Source organism: Oleiphilus sp. HI0080 (assembly GCF_001635135.1).
This window is the reverse complement of sequence record NZ_LWFU01000581.1, coordinates 1-4095: the sequence shown is the minus strand read 5'-3', so window position 1 is coordinate 4095 and position 4095 is coordinate 1. Positions and strand designations below refer to the sequence as shown.

Below are 4095 nucleotides of genomic sequence, written 5' to 3'. Positions count from 1 at the left end.
CAAGTCCCTTCAAACTAAGAATAACTTGCTTTTGGCTGTAATTAAGTTGTGGAACAGCCGGGTGCGCCAAACCGATCATCTATACAAGCTAAGTGATCGACGCTATATATGCCTGCTACCGGCGACATCCAAATCGCAGTCCGAAACGCTAAAGAACGATATTGTGATTGCCATGCGGGAGTATGAATTTCCAGAAGGGAGCGAGCTGCATCTAAATGTTAGAACGCAAGATTGCGAAGGCTATGATTCGCCTAGTGGCTGGTTGTCTGAAATTTATGCATAACGCTAGGAAGTGATGTCTTTTGAAAAAAGTTGATTCCTGTCTCCTGCGTGTTAGATTGTGCCGCCCAAGGCACGAGACCTACCGGTAAAGATTATGAATAAAGATATTTCTGCACATTATGAAGCCATCTTGAGAGGGCTTGGCGAAGACCCTCAAAGAGAAGGTTTACGCGATACACCGCAGCGTGCAGCAAAGGCTATGAACTTCTTAACCAAAGGTTATCATGAGGACCTGGAAAATATCGTCAACGGAGCGATTTTCGAATCGGACAATGACCAAATGGTCCTTGTTAAAAACATAGAGCTCTATTCTTTATGTGAGCACCATTTGTTGCCGTTTATCGGTAAGTGTCATATCGCATACCTACCTAGTGGCAAGGTGCTGGGCTTATCCAAGTTCGCGCGTATTGTTGATATGTTCGCAAGACGACTACAGATACAGGAAAACCTAACGAAACAGATTGCTGATGCTGTGATGTCAGTAACAAATGCGCGAGGGGTTGCAGTCGTCATTGAATCTCAACATATGTGTATGATGATGCGTGGTGTCGAAAAGCAGAATTCTTCCATGCTCAGCTCGGTAATGCTGGGAACGTTTCGCGAATCTGAGGCAACGCGAAATGAGTTTTTGTCACTGATAAAGTAATATCCTATTTTCAACAACCCTCACTACTTAACTTCAACATTCGGTCTGCGTAAGACCTCAAAGGTAAAAGCATGCTTAAACTAGATGCCTTAGATCAATTAAAGCAGCTAAAAAGCGACATCAAAGCAAGTCGAAATCTGCAATTAGGTCGAGTCAAAGGTACCGGACAAAAATTCGGATTCGTTACGTTAGATAGTGGGCGAGACGTATTTCTTCCCCCTGCGGAGATGCTCAGGGTTCTTCCTGGTGACCGCGTCGAAGTTGAAATTAAGAAAGATGACCGAAACAAAACGTTTGCTCATGTTGAGCGGCTTGTGGAGTCGACGAACAAAGAGTTTTTCGGGAAGTATGTCGCAAAAGGTACGGCGCATTTCGCAGAGGCTGATTTTGATGGCAGCACGCGCTGGATCTTTATACCGCCCAACAAGCGCGGTAAAACCAAAGTTGGCGACTTGTTGAAATGCAAGTTGGTGCAACACCCGATCAAGAACGGTAAACCTCAGGCTCATATTGTTGATGTTTTGGGGAATGAATCGAGTAAGGGCATCGAGTGGGTTTACAGCCTTGCGAAACATCATATCGCTGAAAGCTGGAGCGCATCAGCAGAGACGGCGCTGACTGACTTAGATGAGGGCCGTGTCGAGTCACTTTGCTCTGAGCGGGAAGATCTAAGCGATGTGCCATTTTTTACTGTCGATGGTGAGCGAACGCGGGATATGGATGATGCGCTATACATTGCGCGTGATGGCAGCGGCTGGTTACTTTCTGTTGCCATTGCTGATCCAGAAGCTTTGATAAGCTCTGAGCCCGAGTTGGAGAAAGAGGTGCTCGAGCGCTCCGCTTCGTTGTATGCGCCTGGCAAAATTGTCCCTATGCTTCCTGAAAAGTTGAGTTCTGATTTGTGCTCTCTTGTAGAGGGTAAAAAGCGTCTGGCAAAGGTCTTTAAGATTCAAGTAAGTGAAACTGGTGAACTTACAGATTTTACGATCTCGCAAGCCGCAATCACATCGGCTCAAAAGCTATCCTATGCGCAGGCAAGTGGAGTAGAGTCGACGGAGTTAAAATCCGTAGTAGCTGAACAGTTACCGTTGTTGCAAAGCTTGTCAGAAAAGATGTTGGAATGGCGAAGAGAGAATGCTTGTGTACAACAAGGAAGAACAGAATTTTATCTCGAGCTAAACGATAAGCAGAAAATTGAGGCGATTAAACCCCGTGAGACACATACTGCGCATGCTTGGGTAGAAGAGTGCATGCTGTTGGTGAATCGCTGTGCTGCCCAATATCTGTCGGATAACGCTAAATCAAGCATTTATATCTCTCATTCTGGTGCAAGATCCGACAGGGTAGAGAGCTTGCAAAAGGTATTGTTTGAGTCGGTCGAAGAGCTAAAAGAATTGACTCTTTCGGAGCTCGCCGGATTTAGGCAAGTTATGCAGACGGTAAATGGTAATGACGATCTAGCGGAGCTGAAGCAACTTCTGCTTCGTCAGCTTGAGCGGACAACGTTTACCTTAGGTCCAGAGCCTCACTTTGGTTTGGGATTTGACAAGTATACGACGGTCACTTCGCCTTTACGCAAAGCAAATGATTATTTGTTGCATAAACAATTGCGTGAGATTTTAACGCAGCAAGCTTCTCCTATAATGGACAAGAAGGTGGTGAATGCGATTGATGCCAAGCAAGATGATATTCGCAAAGCGGTTTACGATATTGAGCAGTGGCTGAAGTGCGAATATATGATGCGCCAAGAAGATGTGTTTGATGCAGAAGTGGTGCGGGTGTTCACAACAGGAGTTCAACTGCGATTGAAGCAGAATGGTATTGAAGGCGTGATTAGCACTCGCGATATCGAAGGTAAATGCAGTTTCAATCAAGACCGTATGCATCTCAAAACTTCAGTCGGAGACTTCCAGCTTTTACAGCAAGTGAAAGTTAAACCAAAACGCGTAGATTGGTCTAAGAAGCAAATTCAGTTTGAGCTAGTCTAGTCGCGAAAGTATTGTAAGAGATTTCTTACAATACTTTACGAGATCTCTTATATTTTCTTTTTCCAAAAGACCCTATTCTTAAGGCCTAGGGATAGCCAAGACAGATGGACTTGTCAACGGACTTCATGGATGAACTGAGCTAATGGATTAGCCAAGGATGAGCATAGCAGGCAAAGATCGCCCGCTACTTCATTTTTTTATTAAATTTCTCGCCTTCGTTATCATAGATCTTGCAAAGATACTTTTCTCAAAAGTGTATTAGATTCGTGGTCAGCATGAATCAGTATGGTCTAGTTCTATACATTCGAATTGTGCCTAAGTAGACTTCAACGGTTTTCGAATTTGTTGATCAGGTAATTCAATGATGGTTAGTCTCCCCCCGTCTTCGGCTCCCATTTTGGGTAAGCTGCGACTTATTGAGTCGAGCAAGCTTTTCCAAGGCTTGGTAATTGCGATTATTGTCTTGTCTGCTCTAACGATAGGAGCCAAAACCTATTCATTGCCACCATTGGTCGAACAGACATTAGTAATTCTGGATAGTGGAATTACGTTCTTCTTCCTACTCGAAATTCTATTACGGTTCGCAGCTTGTCCTGAAAAACGTCGGTTTTTCATGGATGGTTGGAATATCTTTGATACTTTGGTCGTCATAGGCAGCCTTGTGCCGCTAGACAACTCTGAGGCGGTTCTATTAGGAAGGCTATTACGCGTGTTTAGGGTTTTGCGCCTAGTTTCTGTTATTCCTGAGTTGCGATTCTTGATCAACTCATTACTGAAAGCGATTCCGCGGATGGGCTATATCGCGCTTTTGATGTTTATCATTTTTTACATCTACGCAGCTATTGGCTCTATGTTTTTTAGTGATGTTGATGAGACGCTGTGGGGCGACGTTGCCATCTCAATGCTTACGTTGTTTCGGGTAGCGACATTTGAGGATTGGACGGACGTCATGTATGCAACCATGGCTGTGCATCCACTAAGCTGGATATACTATTTGACCTTTATTTTTCTCACCGCTTTTGTATTTTTAAATATGATGATTGGTGCCATTCTTGAAGTTATGAGTGAAGAGCAAAACGCGAAGGTTGCCAAAGAAGCACGAGACGAGCGCGATGAGATCATTCAGCAACTAAAGGCAGTACAGAATCGGCTTGATGAACTGCACAACAAACTAGATCG

The 4095-nt window shown here is 44.3% G+C and carries 4 protein-coding genes; all 4 read left to right on the top strand.

What is annotated here, in order from left to right:
• Positions 1-283 (top strand): hypothetical protein (locus A3751_RS12810; RefSeq protein WP_231876890.1); only part of this gene is annotated, 283 nt, incomplete at its 5' end.
• Positions 284-376: 93 nt separating this feature from the next.
• On the top strand, positions 377-928 hold the full coding sequence (gene folE, locus A3751_RS12805) for a GTP cyclohydrolase I FolE (RefSeq protein ID WP_068456628.1): 552 nt from the start codon (positions 377-379) through the stop codon (positions 926-928).
• Positions 929-999: 71 nt separating this feature from the next.
• On the top strand, positions 1000-2916 hold the full coding sequence (locus A3751_RS12800; protein ID WP_068456627.1) for a VacB/RNase II family 3'-5' exoribonuclease: 1917 nt from the start codon (positions 1000-1002) through the stop codon (positions 2914-2916).
• 361 nt (positions 2917-3277) lie between these two features.
• Positions 3278-4095: ion transporter (locus A3751_RS12795; RefSeq protein ID WP_068456633.1), on the top strand; the 818-nt coding region annotated here is incomplete at its 3' end.